We start from the raw sequence: 16,133 nt of genomic DNA on the forward strand, positions 1-16,133 counted from the left end.
TTTCATAAATTTTCATTTTTGGTATTCGGGGGTGATTCGTCGCGAAAATTACGATTCGAATGGTCGCAGAGCATGCGGGTGTTTCCATTCCAACCGTGTCACGTGTACTGAATTCACCCGATCGCGTTCGCGAAGAAACCAAGCAAAAGGTTCTTGACGTGGTTCGCACACTTGGATTCTATCCGAATGAAAATGCCCGACGATTGAGAACGCACGAGGTTCAGGCGATTGGCGTAATTGTTCCTCATATCCGTGATTTCTTTTTTAGCGAGATCTACAAAGGCATGTCGGAAGCGGCAGAAGCGGCAGGAGTACAGATCTTTCTCCACGACGCGTTGCAGCGGCAGGAGCGGTTGTATGAAGGATTTCCACTTTTAAAAAGCAAAGGTTGTAGTGGTGTCATTCTTGTTAGCGCTTACGTGTCGCGCGATTTTGAAACCTGGATGAGCAGAGCGGGAATTCCTGTGGTTCTTGCGCTTACCGAGAGTGAAACGGGAGCAATACCTGCGTTTAAGGTGGATGATGTTCAAGCGTCCTTTGACGCAGTGGCACACCTGATCACGAGGGGACATCGCAGGATCGGAATCATCTCGGGGCCGGATGAAGATCCGACAGCGGGGCGCAACCGGTTGCAAGGATACCAATCTGCACTGCGGCACTACAACATACCACTTGACCCGGCGTTGATCGCATACGGCGCATTCCGCTTTGAACACGGTTATGAGGGAATGAGCCAGCTCCTTTTGAGGCAAGGAGACGAACCGCTCACCGCAGTGTACGCAGTGAGCGACGAGATGGCCGTGGGCGCCGCGCGCTGTCTTTATGATCGAGGGATACGCGTGCCAGAGGATGTCTCGGTTGTCGGCTTTGACAACATAAGGCTGGCGAGTCTCGTGACGCCAACCCTCACAACGGTAGCTCAGCCGTTTGAAGAGATAGGGTCTGAGGCAGTTGTGACACTGCTTGACATGATTCATCAAAACATCACAGAGCAACAAAAAGGAACGCGCTATCTGCCTCATCGAATTGTGACGCGCGAGTCAACGCGCTTTTATGCCTACGATTCATCGTAGGCAGCGGTGTGCGCACTGCAGAGACAAACCATAAAAGGGGGAACTTCGTTTTATGAAAAAATCCATTAAGGCAGGCTTCGCAGTTTTGACCGCGAGCGCATTGTCGCTCTCAGGAATGGCGGTACAATCTTCATTTGCGGCTGTCAAACACGCTGCAGCACCTGTCACCATTGTTTGGTATGCAGGGACGATTTCTGGAAATGGACTACGCGCCGACGTGGTCAGCCACTTTGAAAAGCTCTATCCAAACATCAAAGTCAAAGTGGTCGCGGAGCCGACCAACACGGACACCACACGCGCGCAGCTTATCGCGCAGATCTCAGGCGGCGCGACACAGCCGGACGTCTATCTCGGCGACGTGATCTGGCCAGGCCAGTTCGGTTCCATGCACCTTGCGCTTCCGCTGAACAAATACCTGCCGAAGTCATTCTTCAACCAATTCGCGCCAGGACTGGTTGCGGGCGCCTCCTACAAAGGCAATGTATACGGCTCGCCGTGGTTCCAGGACAGCGGCTTCCTGTACTATCGGAAAGACCTGCTCGCAAAATACCATCTGCCTGTTCCGAAAACATGGGAGAAGCTTCAACAAGAGGCAAGGTTCCTCTTGAATAAAAAAGCGGTCAAGTACGGATTTGTTTGGCAGGGTTCTTCCTATGAAGGGTTGACCTGTGACTGGATGGAATACCTGACGGATGCGGGCGGTCAAGTGTTCAACGCAAAAGGACAGCCGGTAATGGATTCACCCGCAGCCCTGCACGCGCTCAATTTCATGCGTGGTCTGATCACGTCGGGCGTATCGCCAAAGGCAGTTACGACCTTTACAGAACCAAACACGATGAACCTGTTCAATGCGGGGCAAGCGGCGTTCCTTCGCAACTGGGATTACGCGTACACCAACTCGCAAACGAAAGGCCAGTCCAGCGTCATTGGCAAAGTGGGCGTGGCTCCGCTGCCGACGTTTGCAGGACACGGCACAGCAGGCTACGCGACGATTGGTGGATGGGATAACTATATCAACCCGCACACCAAGCATCTCGCACAAGACTTGTTGTTCGTGAAATACCTGGCGAGTGTGCCAGGGGAGACGATTCTCGCGACAAAGGCTTCAGAGATCCCGACAAACAACGCCGTTCAGCACAACCCGGCAGTTCGCAGACTCAACCCCGTGCTCTCGATCGTTGCAGAACAGCACCTGATCGCACGTCCGAGCCAGTCGCCTTCGTACGCAAAAGTGTCGCAAGCGATCTACACGAACATCAATGCAGCGCTGTCCGGTCAAACGAGTACGGCGAACGCGTTGAAGCAGGCGAACAGCCAACTGGCATCCGCACAAAGTTCTTCGTCGCTGTAAGATTGGCGCTTGTGAGCGTCGGAGGCGTGTCGAAGGGTTGACCTCGCGGCGTGCTGAAAGACCGTGTTTGTGCACTCGACAAAATCGCACACAGTGTAGAGTAAATGAAGCGAGGGGCAGAGGTTTTCGCTCTGCCCCTCAAGCGTTTCGAGCAGAGCGGGAAAGTAGGTAAGGAGGCGTTTGTGTGCGGGTAAGTCGACTTGAACGTAAGTATGCGCTCGCGGGTTACGCCATGTTGGCGCCAGCGCTCTTAGTGATCGCACTTGTGACGATTTTTCCCATCGGGTATTCGGTGTGGATGAGCCTTAACAACATCTCTTCGACGTATTCAGGGTTCCAGTTTTCCTTTGCGGGTCTAAGCAACTATATCACTGTGTTCCACGCGCCAATCTTCTGGCAATCCCTCCTATTTACGGTTATGTACGCGGCGGTTACGGTCGTTGTTGAGATGGTGCTCGGCCTTTTGGTCGCACTCGCGCTCAACCAACCGATTCGCGGGCGCGGCGTGGCGATCGCCGTCATGTTGGTGCCGTGGACGCTGATTACCGTTATCTCCGCACAGATGTGGGGCTATATCTACAATGGGATCTACGGTGTCTTAAATGCTGTACTCATGAGCCTTCATATCATCAATACGCAAGTGTTGTGGCTCGGCGCGCCAACGTCTGCCACGATTTCGATCATGATCGCAGATATCTGGAAGACGACGCCGTTTGTCACGATGATCCTATTGGCAGGACTTCAGTTGATTCCGAGTGATCTCTACGAGTCTGCGAAGATTGACGGTGCAACAGGGTGGCGCAGTTTTTGGAATGTCACGTTCCCGCTACTTCGGCCAAGTCTTGGGCTCGCGGCACTTTTTCGCATCCTTCAAGCGTTCGGACTGTTCGATTTGCCGTTTGTTTTGACCAATGGCGGCCCGGGAACGAGTACAGAACCGATCGCAATGCTCGCCTATAAGGCGATCTTTAATGACGGGAATTTCGGAACAGGGACAGCCGTCGCGGTGTCCACGGTTGGAATCGTCATTCTGCTCGCGTTGCTTTCCTTAAAGGCGCTGCGCACACAGGTAGGTGAAATCGATTGAGTAAATATTCCCAGCGATTGCGCAAGTCAATCGGTTACGTTGTATTGGTCGCCATGCTTTTGATCATCATCGCGCCATTCTTTTGGATGGTGGATACCTCCTTTAAAACGAATCTGGATATCGGAAATTTCCCGCCGAGCTTTCTGCCACATCCATTTACGTTCAGTCACTACACGAGGGCGTTTTCGAAATACGGCTTTGGTGTATATTTCAGAAATAGCGTCGTCGTTTCCATCGTTGCCACATTCATTGTACTGGTCATCGCCTCTCTCGCCAGCTACGCGATTGCGCGACTGCCGATTCGCGGCAAGGCGCCACTCATGGTGTTCTTGTTGGCGATCTCCACGTTTCCTGAAGTCGCTGTCATCTCACCACTTTTCCTCATCATGCAGAGAATTGGATGGCTAAACAGCTATCAATCGCTGATTGTCCCCTACGTTGCATTTAACCTGCCTTTTGCAATATGGGTCATGCGCACGTATTTCGCCGGTATTCCCAAAGAACTAGACGAGGCGGCACGCGTGGACGGAGCAGGTATCATGACGACCGTCTTTCGCGTGATTCTTCCCGTCGCAACACCAGGGCTCTTTACAGGTGGCGTCTTCACCTTCGTCGCCTGCTGGACAGAATTTCTGTTTGCGCTCGTCTTTAACAGCAGTCAGCAGTTTCGCACGATTCCTGTGGGTATCGCACTCTTTTCTGGACAATTCACCATCCCGTACGGCACTATCTTTGCTGGGTCTACCGTTGCGGTTCTTCCGATCGTGATTCTCGTTTTGATCTTCCAGAAATGGGTGGTGGCAGGACTTACGGCGGGCGCAGTCAAAGGATGAGAGACAGACCGTCGCGCACGGCAAACGGTCGTCACTCACCAGGTATTTATCTCAAGCGCGCGGTTCACGGGATCAATGTAGATCTCCCGAGCGACCGCGCGAATGACCGCCTGTCGCACATCCTCTGGCACTTCACGCTGCGGTAGTGCCAGAAACTGCTCGATCCGTAGTGTGCCTTGAGATGGCACAGTATCCGCATTCCACTCGCTTCCCGCGTCGTGAGCTGACCGCTCCTCTTCAAGCGCCGCCAATTGTGCACGCAAGACGCACTTGCGTTCGCTCAGCTTTTTGGCGTGTGCGAGCCATTCACTTTCTTCACAGTCAGGATCCTCAAGAAAATGAATCAATCGCGCGTATGCGGCTTCTACCCGCCCCAATTCCGCGCAGAGTGTCTCGCGTAAAAGCGTGCACGCGTCTTCCTCGTTTTTCACGCGGTCTTCACGGATAGCGTAACTCCATTCCACAGGTTCCAACCACGCTTTTATCGCCCACCACACCGCGTCATCGATGCGATCACAGCGCAAGGATAGGACACACCCAGATGTCTTTGCACCTTGTGTGTGTTTGCGATCGGTGTACGTGTATACGTGTTTTCCCCACTGCGTCGCACGGCATCCGGTCAGCGTATTTCCGCACAGCGCACAGCGCAACAGCCCGCTCAATAGATAACGGTGACGCGTCTGCGCCGTTCTACGACGTTTGGAGACGGATAGTTTGGATTGAGCGAGTTCAAAAATCTCTCGCGAAACAATGGCGGGAACATCAATTTTGATCCACTCTTCGAACGGGCGTGTCTGTACGGTAAAGGGGGCATTTGGAGTTCGCGTGCGCCTGCCTTCTGCCTTCCAGCGATTTTGGTAGAATTCCCCGATATAGGTTTGGTTCATCAAGATCTGGCGTACGACCTGGCGATGAAACAGCGGCGCGCCGCGCTTCGTCGGAATCCCGCGCTCATTTAAAAACCGCGCGATACCGTTGATCCCCTGCACTTCTCGGGTGGGCGATGTAAACAGAGAAAAAATGAGGCGTACGATGGCAGCCTCCCGTTCATCGACGAAAAACGCCGCGGTTGCGCGATCATAGCGATACCCGTAGATGGAAAAATCGCGCAGCACACGACCCTGTTTCGCTTTTTCACGCCTCCCGCGCGCCATGCGTTCATTGATTTTCGCCTTTTCAAACTGACTGATCGCGCCGCGCATCTGATAGAAGAGCTGTCCTTCCGGCGTATTCTGATATTCACCGCTTACAAAGCGCAGTGTCGCGCGCTTTTCCCACTCGTCGGAGAGCACCAATTGGTTCATCAATTTACGCGAGAGGCGATCAGGGTCTAGGCAGATCACCTCGTTGATCTCACCGTCGAGAATGGCCCGGCGCAGCGCAAAGAGCGCTGGTCGATCGAGGGTTTCTCCGGAGACGCCTTCATCTACATATTCGCGCACGGGTGAATTACCTGCGATCGCTCGACAACTCCTCAGTTGGTCGTTCAGGCTGAAGCCGTTTTTCGCTTGATCCTCGGTCGAGACGCGCGCGTAGATCGCAATCAAGATCGGTTCGCTCCTTTTCTTCCATATATGATGTGATGATGCGGTACGCGTTTTCCCGCGCGCGGTCGGCGTGCGGGCCGTCGTGAAGTCGTAGTTTCATTCCTCTCACCCGTAAAACGTACGCCGATTCTGGGCTGTCCTAGACCTTGTGGAGATTTTTCCCGCAGTACCTAGGAAGTGAACGTGAGATTCTGATGCATCTACGCACGAGGAAAAAATCAAGCCGCGATGTGTCGATGGATGAATCGATTGGAACGGATAAAGAGGGGAATGACCTGACACTGCGCGATGTGCTTGGGTCTGATCCGGATGAGCTTGAGCGATACGTGGGTGAGCGCATCGAACAGGAACGCTTGCGAAGTTATTTGCATGTGCTTGACACGCGCGAGCAAAAGGTGATCTGTCTGCGTTACGGGCTGCTCGACGGTGTGGAGTGGACGCAGAACCAAATCGCAGAACACCTGAATATCTCCCGTTCCTATGTTTCCCGCATTGAGGCGCGAGCTCTTACCAAACTCCAGCACGCGCTTCATCCGCGTCCAAAGTCTGCCCCGCGCAGTCACCTGCGCGTGATGCGTTCGTCACATCCTGGTCAATCGCGGTAGTTTTCGCGCGGACACAGGGAGGGCGTGCCCATTTGACAGTCTCTGGCATGACTGATACCCTACGATCATCGAAGCGTTAGCGGATGAACCATGGGATACGTTCGTGAAAACCCCGTCTCCAAGCATTTGGGGACGGGCACTTTTGCATGAGGGATCCCGTGCGCCGCGCTAAAGGGAGAGTCATCATGGGCAAACCGACATTCTATATCACAACGCCAATTTATTACCCGAATGACAAATTGCATGTCGGTCACGCGTACTCGACGACCGTTGTGGACACGATGGCGAGGTACAAGCGGTTACGTGGCTACGATGTTCGCTTTTTGACAGGTACCGATGAGCACGGACAAAAGCTTCTGCGCCGCGCAGAGACGGTAGGCCAAGCGCCGCAAGCGTTTATTGACGGAATTGTCGCGGGGATCAAGGCGCTCTGGGAGCGACTGGACATCTCTTATGACGACTTCTTGCGCACGACAGATGAGCGTCACAAAATGCGCGTGCAGCGCATCTTTTCAAAGCTCCTGGAAAAAGGGGATATCTACCTCGGTGAGTATGAGGGGTGGTACTGTACCTCGTGCGAATCGTATTGGACAGAGCGGCAATTGAGTGACGGGAAGTGTCCAGACTGTGCAGGGCCTGTGGAACGGTTTCGGGAACAGAGCTACTTTTTTCGGATGCATCAGTACGCGGATCGTTTGATCGCCTATTACGAGGAGCATCCGGAGTTTATCTATCCGGAGTCGCGCAAACAAGAAATGTTGAGCAACTTTTTATTGCCGGGACTCGAAGATCTCTGCATTTCAAGGACGGCAATGCCGTGGGGGATCCCTGTTCCAAACGATCCGGAGCGGGTTATTTATGTGTGGCTCGACGCGCTGACCAACTACATCACAGCGCTCGGGTATCCATTTATAGAGGATGAGCGAGACGAGCTGTTCTCGCGCTACTGGCCAGCGGACGCGCACGTGATGGCCAAAGAGATCGTGCGCTTTCACGCGATCTACTGGCCGATTATGTTGATGGCGCTCGATTTGCCGCTGCCAAAGCGCATCGTTGGACACGGTTGGCTGTTGATGAAGGATGGGAAGATGTCAAAGTCGAAAGGCAATGTGATTGACCCGAATGCCCTGATTGACCGCTATGGCTCAGACGCGCTCCGCTATTTCCTGTTGCGCGAGTTTTCATTCGGTCAGGATGGCGTCTTTACGCTTGAAGCGATCGTCGAGCGCATGAACTATGATCTGGCGAATGACTTTGGCAATCTGGTGCATCGCACGCTCTCGATGGTCGAGCGGTTCTGCGATGGGAGAGTTCCTGTTCCCGGTGCGTTGACGGAACTGGAGCGCGAAATCAGCGATTTGATGAAGACGTGCAAACGACAGGCGGAAGCGGCGCTCGATGCGTTTGACTATTCGGGGGCGCTTGCACAGATCTGGATGATCATTCGCCGCGGCAATCAATATGTGGATGAGACGGCGCCGTGGGCGCTTAACAAGCGTGGGGAGACGGAGCGCCTCAACACGGTCATGTACTTTGCGTGTGAAATGATTCGTACGGTTGCCATCCTGGTTGCGCCGTTTATGCCGAAAACGCCTGCCGCCGTGTTTGCGAAACTTGGCCTGCCGAGTGACACTGCGATGAACTGGGATGACGCGGCGGTGTACGGCGTGTTGCAATCAGGGATTGCGATCGCCAAAGGTGATCCGCTCTTTCCGCGGCTCGACGTCGCAGAGGAAATGACGGCGCTTCAGGCGGTTATGGGAAAATCGACTGAAGGTGGGAATTCCGTGGAACAAACAAAAGACGCAATGTCAAACGAGGCAGCGCAAAAAGAGCCTGCGCAAAAGGACATCACAGCACATGAGACACAGCCGGAAGGCATCGCGCGACTCATCGATATTGACGACTTCGCAAAAGTGGAATTGCGTGTCGCGGGTGTCGTCGCGGCGGAGCGCGTGCCAAAGGCGGACAAGTTGCTACGTCTCGAACTTGATCTCGGATCGGAAAAACGGCAGGTCGTGTCCGGGATTGCGAAGTACTATGAGCCGAGCGACCTGATCGGTCAGAAGGTGATTGTCGTCGCCAATTTGAAACCTGTCAAACTGCGCGGTGTGGAGTCGCACGGCATGATTCTCGCCGCGTCACACGGCGATCAACTGGTATTGGCGACCGTATCCGGAGACATTCCGCTTGGCGCCATCGTGAAATGAGGACACGCTGATGTTGGTCGACTCGCATTGTCACTTGAATGATCTTGACCTCTATCCATTGGCGGATACCCTTTTAGAAGAGGCGCAGGCATCTGGCGTTTGCACGGTGCTTGTTCCGGGGTACGATCGCGCGTCGTCGCTGCGTGCCATCGCACTCGCGGAACGTTTCACAGACGTGTACGCGGCAGTTGGCTTTCATCCGCAGGACGCAGAGCAGGTGACGGAGCGCGACTATGACGATCTCGCGATGTGGTGCCGCCATGAGAAAGTGGTTGCCATTGGGGAGATCGGGCTTGACTATCACTACGACCATGTGCCGCGCGACGTGCAGCAACAAGTGTTTTCACAGCAAATTGCGCTGGCAAAACGGATGAATAAACCGGTGATCATTCACGATCGCGAGGCGCATCACGATGTGTTGGAGACCTTGCGCGCGACCGACGCGGCGGCGATTGGCGGCGTTTTACACTGCTTCTCTGGAAGTGTCGAGATGATGCGTGAGGCGATCGACTTGAACTTTTATATTGGACTCGGCGGACCTGTCACGTTCAAAAATGCGAAAAAACCGGTGGAAGTCGCCTGCGCTGTTCCGGCGGAGCGACTACTGGTAGAGACAGACGCCCCGTGGCTGGCACCGGTGCCCCATCGCGGAAAGACGAATAAGCCGTCCTATGTTCGGTTGATTGCGGAACACATTGCAAACCTGCGCAGTATCACGCTTGAAGAACTCGGGACACAGACGACGGCGAATGCGCGTGCACTTTTTGGTCTGGGGACGCGCTGAGATGGAGAAGATTCGTGAAGTCATCGTTGTCGAAGGGTTGCACGATCGCGACCGCGTTCAGAAGGCGGTCGACGCAGACGTGATCGTGACGGGCGGTTCGCACATAAAACGTCAAGTGTTTGACGATCTCGCGCGCGTTGCAAAAACGCGAGGCATCATTATTCTCACCGATCCAGATCACGCTGGAGAGCGCATTCGCCGGGAACTCGCTATGCGTTTTCCGCATGCAAAGCACGCGTATCTCCCTCGGCGGGAGGCGATCAACAAGGATGATGTCGGCGTCGAGAATGCAACGCGTGAAGCGATTCACATCGCGCTTGCTTTGGTGCGCACACCGATGGAGCAGAGCAACCCGGAAATTCTGTGGGAAGACCTTGTTCGCGCTGGATTGGTCGGAAAGCAGAATTCCGCTGCGCAGCGTGAACGCATGGGCGAGGCGCTGCGAATTGGATATGCCAATGCAAAGACGTTTTTTAAGCGCTGTCAAGCGCTCGGCGTCACGCGTGAGGAGTGGGAGCGCGCCCGTGCCCGCATCGCGGAATCGAATGCTGCAAAAGAGGAGTTTACGCGATGAAGCATCCCTTGCATGATCCGCGCTCCGTGAGGAAACTTATCAAAGAGCACCAATTCTTCGTAAAAAAGGGATACGGGCAGAACTTTCTCACGGATGACACGGTGCTTGATCAGATTGTCGATGCGGCGTGCGAGCGTCTGGCGGGCAGCGAGCGTCCGCACGTTGCGCTGGAAATTGGCCCAGGGCTTGGCACGCTCACGGAGGCGCTTGCAGAGAGCGGATTTTCCCAAGTCGTATGCATCGAAAAGGATGCTCAACTGATTCCTATCTTGGCGGAGACGCTCACAGACCACCCGCACGTCACAGTGCTTCAGGCGGATGCGCTGGAGGTTGATTTTGCGCAGTTGCCTTTTGCGCCTGGACATGCGCTGCGCGTGGTTGCCAATCTCCCGTATTACGTGACAACGCCGATTCTCATGCGCATCCTTGAATCGGATCTTCCCTACGATCGTGCGGTGTTTATGGTGCAACGTGAAGTGGCAGAGCGTATGGTGGCTTCGCCCGGCGGAAAGGAGTATGGCGCTTTATCCGTCGCTGTGCAATACTATTGCCAAAGCGCGCTGCTTTGCATTGTGCCGCCTGAAGCGTTTTTCCCACCGCCGACCGTTGAGTCAGCTGTGATTGTCTTGGATCGCAAGAAAGAGCACGTCGTTTCAGACGTGCATCGCCCGATGTTCTTTCGCGTGGTGCGCGCCGCGTTTGCGGTGCGTCGAAAAACACTCGCCAACGCCTTAGCCACCCATTTTGGGGATAAGGCATTTGTTCGCAAATGTTTGGAGGACGCGTCGATCGACCCCGTTCGGCGCGGTGAAACCTTATCGCTTGAAGAGTTTGCTCGTTTGGCTGTCGCATGTTCTGCACGTTCAGTTCACGCGGGTGGTGACAAGAGTGAAATTCATGAGTCTTTCAAAGGGCGCGATGTCGATTGAAACGGTCGCCCGCGATTTACGCGATTTTTTAGAAGAAGATCGAACCGCGACATATCGGTTGATTGTTGGATCGGATTCACAGCCGCACGGCGCGCACCGCGACACTCTGTTTGTGACAGCGATTGTCATTCACAGGGTCGGGCGGGGCGCGCGTTTTTATTTCTGCAAAAGAGGGTATAAAAAACCGCTCGCCTTTCGGCAGCGAATCTTTTCTGAGGCGGCCATGGCACTTGAGGTCGTACAGGCGCTTGAAGCTCAGCTTGAGACGCTTGGGACGAGCATGCCGATTGAGATTCACTTGGATGTCGGAGAAGACGGTGAAACCAAGGCGCTGATCAAGGATCTGGTTGGTTGGGTAACACAAAGTGGATATGAAGCGAAGATCAAACCCAATTCATTTGGCGCATCGAAGGTGGCAGACCGCTTTACCAAATCGTAGTCGTCGATGAGGACGTGATTTTCTGCACGTGGGCGCTACCGCAGGCATAGGATGCCTATGCGTTTGTGACAAATGACCACGCCCTCTTGGCGTGGTACGTCGCGCAGGCGCGGGGGGCGAGCGTCGTGTGGAAAGTCGGCGATTTGGTGGTTCGGCCATCGTATGGCAGAGATGTTTGCTTTGTCATTACGCGGGTTGATCTTGAGGCGGGCACTGTCGAGCTTAAGGGCTTGGACGTGCGCCTGGTCGCGGATGCTCCGTTTTCAGATCTGATGTTGATTACCGAAGATGATTTTACAGACTATCGTCGCGCACAGGCAAAAATAGAACAGGATACCATTCGGCTTGTCCAATTGCGACGTCAGGCGGATCGCGATAAAAACAATTATCGCTCAGAGCGAAGCAGGCATCCGTATGATTTTTTTGAGCGTCCCGGCCGTGTGCTGCACCTCGATGGGGATGGAACGTATTTAGAGAAATGCATTCAGACCTATCGTCGTCTCGGTGTCCGTGCGGTCGGGAAGAATCTTGACGAGTCAACCATTGCAGAACGCATCCCTGATCTGCTTGAACAATACGCGCCTGATATTCTGGTCATCACGGGACACGACAGCGTCATGCGAAAGCAGCGCGGTGAGTCGGAGGTCATGCACGTAGGGAATTATCGCAACTCGGAGCATTTTGTGCGGGCGGTGCGGGCCGCGCGAAAGTATGAGCGCAGCCTTGACGAGCTTGTCATCTTTGCTGGGGCGTGTCAGTCTCACTATGAGGCGCTGCTTGACGCGGGGGCAAACTTCGCGAGTTCTCCCGATCGCATCATGATTCACGCGCTGGATCCCGTGTTTGTGGCTGAGAAGGTGGCGTTTACGCCGATTGGTGAAACAATTGACATCTATGCGGTTGTACAGTCTACCATTACGGGGACGGAAGGGCTTGGGGGTCTTGAGTCGAGGGGGAAATATCGGATGGGATTGCCGCGATCACGGTATTGAGTGATTGCGGCGTGTTGACAAACAAAAAGATAGCTTGCTATAATATTCGACCTAATTTGACTTCCTCTTTGTGCTGTGTTACACTGACAGTACTGAAAAGAGGTGGAGTTTGTGGCTGCTAAAAATGCCTTAAATGACATCAAGCGTAACTTGGAAGGCCTCGTCGGTGAAAAAATCCTTTTGCGTGCAAATGGTGGTCGCAGAAAGACCGTTGAACGAACGGGCGTCCTCGAAGAAACGTACCCCTCTGTTTTTGTTGTCCGTCTGGATGAAGCGGAAAATTCTTTTAAACGTGTGTCGTATAGCTATGCAGATATTCTCACTGAAACGGTTGAACTCATGGTGTGCAAGGATGACTTGCATGTCAAAGTCGGTGCAGACACGGAATAGGTGAAAGGATCAACCTTTTTACAATGTGAACAAACGGATCGCATCTCATGCGGTTCGTTTTTTTTTGTGCAAAATAGGGAACAAGTATCAATAGGACGCGATTCTCAAAGGGGGTACGACCATGGGACGAAGACGAGGCGTGATGTCAGAGCAGTTCAAGTATGAGCTCGCTAAGGATCTTGGCTTTTACCCCACGCTAGAACGTGAGGGTTGGGGTGGGATTACGACGCGCGACGCAGGGAATATGGTAAAACGGGCCATTGAGATTGCTGAGGCGTCGCTCACGGCGCGTGAGAGGACCTAGTCTGACTTGTTTTTGAGAGTATGCTCCTACAGGGTGGTTGGTTTCTGCCACCCTGTTTTGTTTCATTTGTCGCGCGGGTTTGTATAACCTGAAAAGAATCGGAAAGTCTAGAAGTGCCAGTTCAAAAGTCAGGAATGGGATTCATGTTTTTTAATCATCGCGATTTGTGCGCGGGTCAGTGTCGTGACCAGGGGGATAACCATGACGAAACAAAAAGGACCGCTTGTAATTGTCGGCGGTGCCGAAGATAAAAAAAATGAAATGATCATTCTTCGCGAGTTTGTAAGGTTGTCAGGAGGGACGCACAGCAAGATTGTCGTGATGACTGTTGCGACGAAGCTTCCCATAGAAGTCGGTGCAGAGTATGTCGACGTGTTTGAACAGATTGGCGTTGCTGATGTACGGACGTTCGACGTCTCTTCGCGTGAGGACGCCAATCGCGCGAGTGCCTGTAAAGCGATCGAAGAGGCGACAGGCGTCTTTTTCACAGGTGGTGACCAATTGCGGATCACCACCCTTTTAGGTGGAACGAATATGGACGCGGCGCTCCAGACGGGTCTTGAACAAGGGCTTGTGCTCGCAGGGACAAGCGCCGGTGCCTCGATGATGAGCAGCACGATGATTGTAGAGGGAATCGCTGAGACCAATCCGCGCATGGGCATTGTGAACATGGCGCCAGGTATGGAATTTCTGGACGGTGTCGTCATCGACCAACATTTTGCGCAGCGTGGACGCCTTGGCAGGTTGCTTTCGGCCGTCGCGCAGTATCCACACCACCTCGGGCTTGGCATCGATGAGGATACGGCAATCATCGTCAAAGAGACAACGTTTGAGGTGATCGGACGCGGCGCGGTATCCGTCGTTGACGCCGGAGCGCTCCTGTATTCCAACCTGCAAGATTTGCGACACAACGACGCGTTGGCGCTGGGTGGCGTAAAACTTCATGTGCTTCCCGCAGGCTATCGGTTTTCGCTGCGCGAGCGCACGCTTTTGACGGGACAAGATTCGAGGAGTGGAAACGCGTGAAGGTCATCCATTATCGTTATCTCGACGGTCCAAATGTGTATCTCCATCGACCCGTTCTGGTCATGCGTGTCGATCTTGAAGACTTTACGGAGCGTGAGAGCTATGAGTACCGCGGATTTGTCGAGCGCATCCTGGCCGCGTTGCCAGGACTCTACGATCACCATTGCGCAGCGGGGAGACCTGGCGGATTTGTCGAACGGTTATACGGTGGCACCTATTTTGGGCACATTATCGAGCATGTCGCGATCGAGATGCTCACACGACTCGGATATACCTCCAATTTTGGAAAGACGCGAAACGCCCTGTTTCCAGGAATCTATGACATCATCATTGAGTGCAAGAACGAGACGGTCGTGCGCAGTGTGTTACAGGTTGCGATGGAATTCGTCGAAGCTTGCGCAAAACAGTATGCTTACCCACTCGAGGAGCAGATGATTCAGTTGCGCAAGCTCGTCGCGCGAAGTGAGCTTGGTCCAAGCACCGCTGCGATTGCACAGGCTGCGGCGCGACGACAGATACCTGTGCGGCGTGTGGGCGCAGGGAGCCTTTTGCAACTCGGATATGGAAAATTCAGGCGTTACGTGCAGGCGACGATGACACAGATGACCTCGGCGATCGGCGTTGACATCGCGAGTGACAAAGCGCTCACCAAACAAATTCTCGACGAGTGCGGAATTCGCACGCCACTTGGCGTAGTGACCGAAAAGGTCGAAGAAGCGCTTCAATTTCTGCAGACGCATAACGTGCCGATAGCGCTAAAACCGCTTCACGGCAACCAGGGGCGCGGGGTCACCGTAGACATCCGACATCCGCGCGAAGTAGAGGCGGCGTTCGCCTTCGCGCAGTCGATCTCTCGCGCAGTCGTGGTGGAAGAGTATGTGCGGGGGCGGCAGTATCGGCTGCTGGTCGTCGATCAACGCCTTGTTGCGGCGGCTGAACGTGTCCCAGCGCATGTTGTGGGCGATGGGGTTCACGCTATTCAAGAATTGATCGAGCGTGTCAATCTTCACCCCGAGCGCGGAGAGGATCACGAAAAGCCACTCACGCGCATTGTCGTTGATCAGGCGGTCTTGCGCCAACTGGAGAGACAAAAGCGTACGCTGCGCGACATTCCACGCTACGGAGAGCGTGTGTGGCTGCGTGACAGCGCCAATCTAAGCACAGGTGGGATCGCGATTGATGTGAGTTGCGACGTTAACCCATTTTTTGAGCGACTGGCGCTTCGCGCGGCGCGCGCGGTCTCGCTCGACGTCTGCGGCATTGATCTCATCGCTGAAGATATCGCACAAAGAGGTGATCCACAGAGCTATGCGGTAATTGAAGTGAATGCGGCGCCTGGAATTCGCATGCACCACCATCCGAGTATGGGCGAGTCGCGTGATGTCGCGGCGGCGCTCGTTGATCACATCTACCCGCGCGGCATGCCAAGCCGTATCCCGATCGTGAGTGTGACGGGTACAAATGGCAAGACTACGACAACGCGCCTGATACGCCACATTCTACGCGAAACGGGGCTCACGGTGGGGATGACAAGTACGGAGGGGGTGTATGTTGACGAGGAGTGCGTCCTCGCGGGCGATACGACGGGCCCGCAGAGCGCTCGGATTGTCTTGTCAGACCCGCGCGTGGAGGCGGCGGTGCTTGAGACCGCGCGTGGAGGCATTCAGCGTGCAGGGCTCGGGTATGACGTGGCGGATGTAGGGATCATCACATCACTTGCGGATGATCACATCGGGCAAGATGGCATCACGTCCGTTGCGGATATCATCAAAATCAAATCGCTGATTGTCGAGTGTCTCGCGACGACAGGACTCGCAGTGCTAAACGCTGACGTTCCTGCACTTGTCGAGCTCGCGGAGGCGCTGCGCCACCCTGTCGCGTTTGTCAGCCGATACGCAGACAATCCTGTCATCACACGCCACCTCGCGCGCGGCGGCATGGCTTTCTTTCAACGCGACGGGTGGCTCGTCGAGGCAGCGGGATCGCTTG

Annotated in this window: 16 protein-coding genes; 15 read left to right on the forward strand and 1 reads right to left on the reverse strand. The window is 54.4% G+C overall.

Translation table 11 applies throughout. The features are described from left to right. The first annotated feature begins 59 nt into the window (after nt 1-59). From AYW79_RS07490 to AYW79_RS07505, 4 genes are all read left to right on the forward strand, one after another. Nucleotides 60-1,073 carry a LacI family DNA-binding transcriptional regulator gene (locus AYW79_RS07490; RefSeq protein ID WP_067563978.1) on the forward strand — a complete coding sequence of 338 codons (1,014 nt, stop codon included), beginning with the start codon at nt 60-62 and terminating at the stop codon, nt 1,071-1,073. Nucleotides 1,074-1,125: 52 nt separating this feature from the next. Further along, nucleotides 1,126-2,424, forward strand: a complete 1,299-nt coding sequence (locus AYW79_RS07495; RefSeq protein ID WP_067563981.1) for an ABC transporter substrate-binding protein — start codon at nt 1,126-1,128, stop codon at nt 2,422-2,424. A 184-nt stretch (nt 2,425-2,608) separates the two neighbouring features. Then, nucleotides 2,609-3,511 (forward strand): carbohydrate ABC transporter permease, encoded by a 903-nt coding sequence (locus AYW79_RS07500; RefSeq protein ID WP_067563982.1) that lies wholly within the window; start codon nt 2,609-2,611, stop codon nt 3,509-3,511. Further along, nucleotides 3,508-4,344, forward strand: coding sequence for a carbohydrate ABC transporter permease (locus tag AYW79_RS07505; protein ID WP_231877762.1), 837 nt, complete (start codon nt 3,508-3,510; stop codon nt 4,342-4,344). The genes AYW79_RS07500 and AYW79_RS07505 overlap by 4 nt, the downstream gene beginning before the upstream one ends. A gap of 35 nt (nt 4,345-4,379) precedes the next feature. Here the strand turns inward: AYW79_RS07505 and AYW79_RS07510 are convergent, their stop codons facing one another. After that, nucleotides 4,380-5,891 (reverse strand): recombinase family protein, encoded by a 1,512-nt coding sequence (locus AYW79_RS07510; protein WP_067563984.1) that lies wholly within the window; start codon nt 5,889-5,891, stop codon nt 4,380-4,382. Between the two features lie 194 nt (nt 5,892-6,085). Here AYW79_RS07510 and AYW79_RS07515 point away from each other — a divergent pair, with 194 nt between their 5' ends. From AYW79_RS07515 to cphA, 11 genes are all read left to right on the forward strand, one after another. Beyond that, complete coding sequence (locus AYW79_RS07515) at nt 6,086-6,496, forward strand: sigma-70 family RNA polymerase sigma factor (RefSeq protein ID WP_067563987.1); 411 nt, start codon at nt 6,086-6,088, stop codon at nt 6,494-6,496. 185 nt (nt 6,497-6,681) lie between these two features. Then, complete coding sequence (gene metG, locus AYW79_RS07520) at nt 6,682-8,706, forward strand: methionine--tRNA ligase (protein WP_067563990.1); 2,025 nt, start codon at nt 6,682-6,684, stop codon at nt 8,704-8,706. 10 nt (nt 8,707-8,716) lie between these two features. Continuing rightward, the gene (locus AYW79_RS07525; protein ID WP_067563993.1) at nt 8,717-9,490 is read left to right on the forward strand and encodes a TatD family hydrolase; all 774 of its coding nucleotides are present in this window, start codon (nt 8,717-8,719) and stop codon (nt 9,488-9,490) included. 1 nt (nt 9,491) lies between these two features. Continuing rightward, nucleotides 9,492-10,064 (forward strand): ribonuclease M5, encoded by a 573-nt coding sequence (gene rnmV / locus AYW79_RS07530; protein ID WP_067563996.1) that lies wholly within the window; start codon nt 9,492-9,494, stop codon nt 10,062-10,064. Continuing rightward, nucleotides 10,061-10,993, forward strand: a complete 933-nt coding sequence (gene rsmA / locus AYW79_RS07535) for a 16S rRNA (adenine(1518)-N(6)/adenine(1519)-N(6))-dimethyltransferase RsmA (RefSeq protein WP_067563998.1) — start codon at nt 10,061-10,063, stop codon at nt 10,991-10,993. Before rnmV ends, rsmA begins: the two co-directional genes overlap by 4 nt. Next, nucleotides 10,962-11,432 (forward strand): ribonuclease H-like YkuK family protein, encoded by a 471-nt coding sequence (locus tag AYW79_RS07540; RefSeq protein ID WP_067564001.1) that lies wholly within the window; start codon nt 10,962-10,964, stop codon nt 11,430-11,432. Before rsmA ends, AYW79_RS07540 begins: the two co-directional genes overlap by 32 nt. A gap of 65 nt (nt 11,433-11,497) precedes the next feature. Further along, complete coding sequence (yabG, locus tag AYW79_RS07545; protein WP_231877761.1) at nt 11,498-12,424, forward strand: sporulation peptidase YabG; 927 nt, start codon at nt 11,498-11,500, stop codon at nt 12,422-12,424. A gap of 111 nt (nt 12,425-12,535) precedes the next feature. Beyond that, nucleotides 12,536-12,814: a biofilm formation stimulator Veg gene (veg, locus tag AYW79_RS07550; RefSeq protein WP_067564004.1), complete on the forward strand. Its 279-nt coding sequence runs from the start codon at nt 12,536-12,538 to the stop codon at nt 12,812-12,814. A gap of 121 nt (nt 12,815-12,935) precedes the next feature. Further along, nucleotides 12,936-13,118, forward strand: a complete 183-nt coding sequence (locus AYW79_RS07555) for a small, acid-soluble spore protein, alpha/beta type (RefSeq protein WP_067564006.1) — start codon at nt 12,936-12,938, stop codon at nt 13,116-13,118. Between the two features lie 201 nt (nt 13,119-13,319). Then, the gene (locus AYW79_RS07560; RefSeq protein WP_067564009.1) at nt 13,320-14,144 is read left to right on the forward strand and encodes a cyanophycinase; all 825 of its coding nucleotides are present in this window, start codon (nt 13,320-13,322) and stop codon (nt 14,142-14,144) included. Further along, the coding region (cphA, locus tag AYW79_RS07565; RefSeq protein WP_067564012.1) for a cyanophycin synthetase at nt 14,141-16,133 on the forward strand (1,993 nt) is incomplete at its 3' end. The genes AYW79_RS07560 and cphA, both read left to right, overlap by 4 nt.

Source organism: Ferroacidibacillus organovorans, assembly GCF_001642725.1.
Lineage (GTDB): Bacteria > Bacillota > Bacilli > Alicyclobacillales > SLC66 > Ferroacidibacillus > Ferroacidibacillus organovorans.

What these genes read in the sequence shown, in the direction of transcription:
- AYW79_RS07555 (WP_067564006.1), top strand. Translation starts at nt 12,936, where the DNA reads ATGGGACGAAGACGAGGCGTGATGTCAGAGCAGTTCAAGTATGAGCTC.
- AYW79_RS07525 (WP_067563993.1), top strand. Translation starts at nt 8,717, where the DNA reads ATGTTGGTCGACTCGCATTGTCACTTGAATGATCTTGACCTCTATCCA.
- rsmA (WP_067563998.1), top strand. Translation starts at nt 10,061, where the DNA reads ATGAAGCATCCCTTGCATGATCCGCGCTCCGTGAGGAAACTTATCAAA.
- AYW79_RS07495 (WP_067563981.1), top strand. Translation starts at nt 1,126, where the DNA reads ATGAAAAAATCCATTAAGGCAGGCTTCGCAGTTTTGACCGCGAGCGCA.
- AYW79_RS07540 (WP_067564001.1), top strand. Translation starts at nt 10,962, where the DNA reads ATGAGTCTTTCAAAGGGCGCGATGTCGATTGAAACGGTCGCCCGCGAT.
- rnmV (WP_067563996.1), top strand. Translation starts at nt 9,492, where the DNA reads ATGGAGAAGATTCGTGAAGTCATCGTTGTCGAAGGGTTGCACGATCGC.
- AYW79_RS07490 (WP_067563978.1), top strand. Translation starts at nt 60, where the DNA reads ATGGTCGCAGAGCATGCGGGTGTTTCCATTCCAACCGTGTCACGTGTA.
- AYW79_RS07560 (WP_067564009.1), top strand. Translation starts at nt 13,320, where the DNA reads ATGACGAAACAAAAAGGACCGCTTGTAATTGTCGGCGGTGCCGAAGAT.
- AYW79_RS07515 (WP_067563987.1), top strand. Translation starts at nt 6,086, where the DNA reads ATGCATCTACGCACGAGGAAAAAATCAAGCCGCGATGTGTCGATGGAT.
- metG (WP_067563990.1), top strand. Translation starts at nt 6,682, where the DNA reads ATGGGCAAACCGACATTCTATATCACAACGCCAATTTATTACCCGAAT.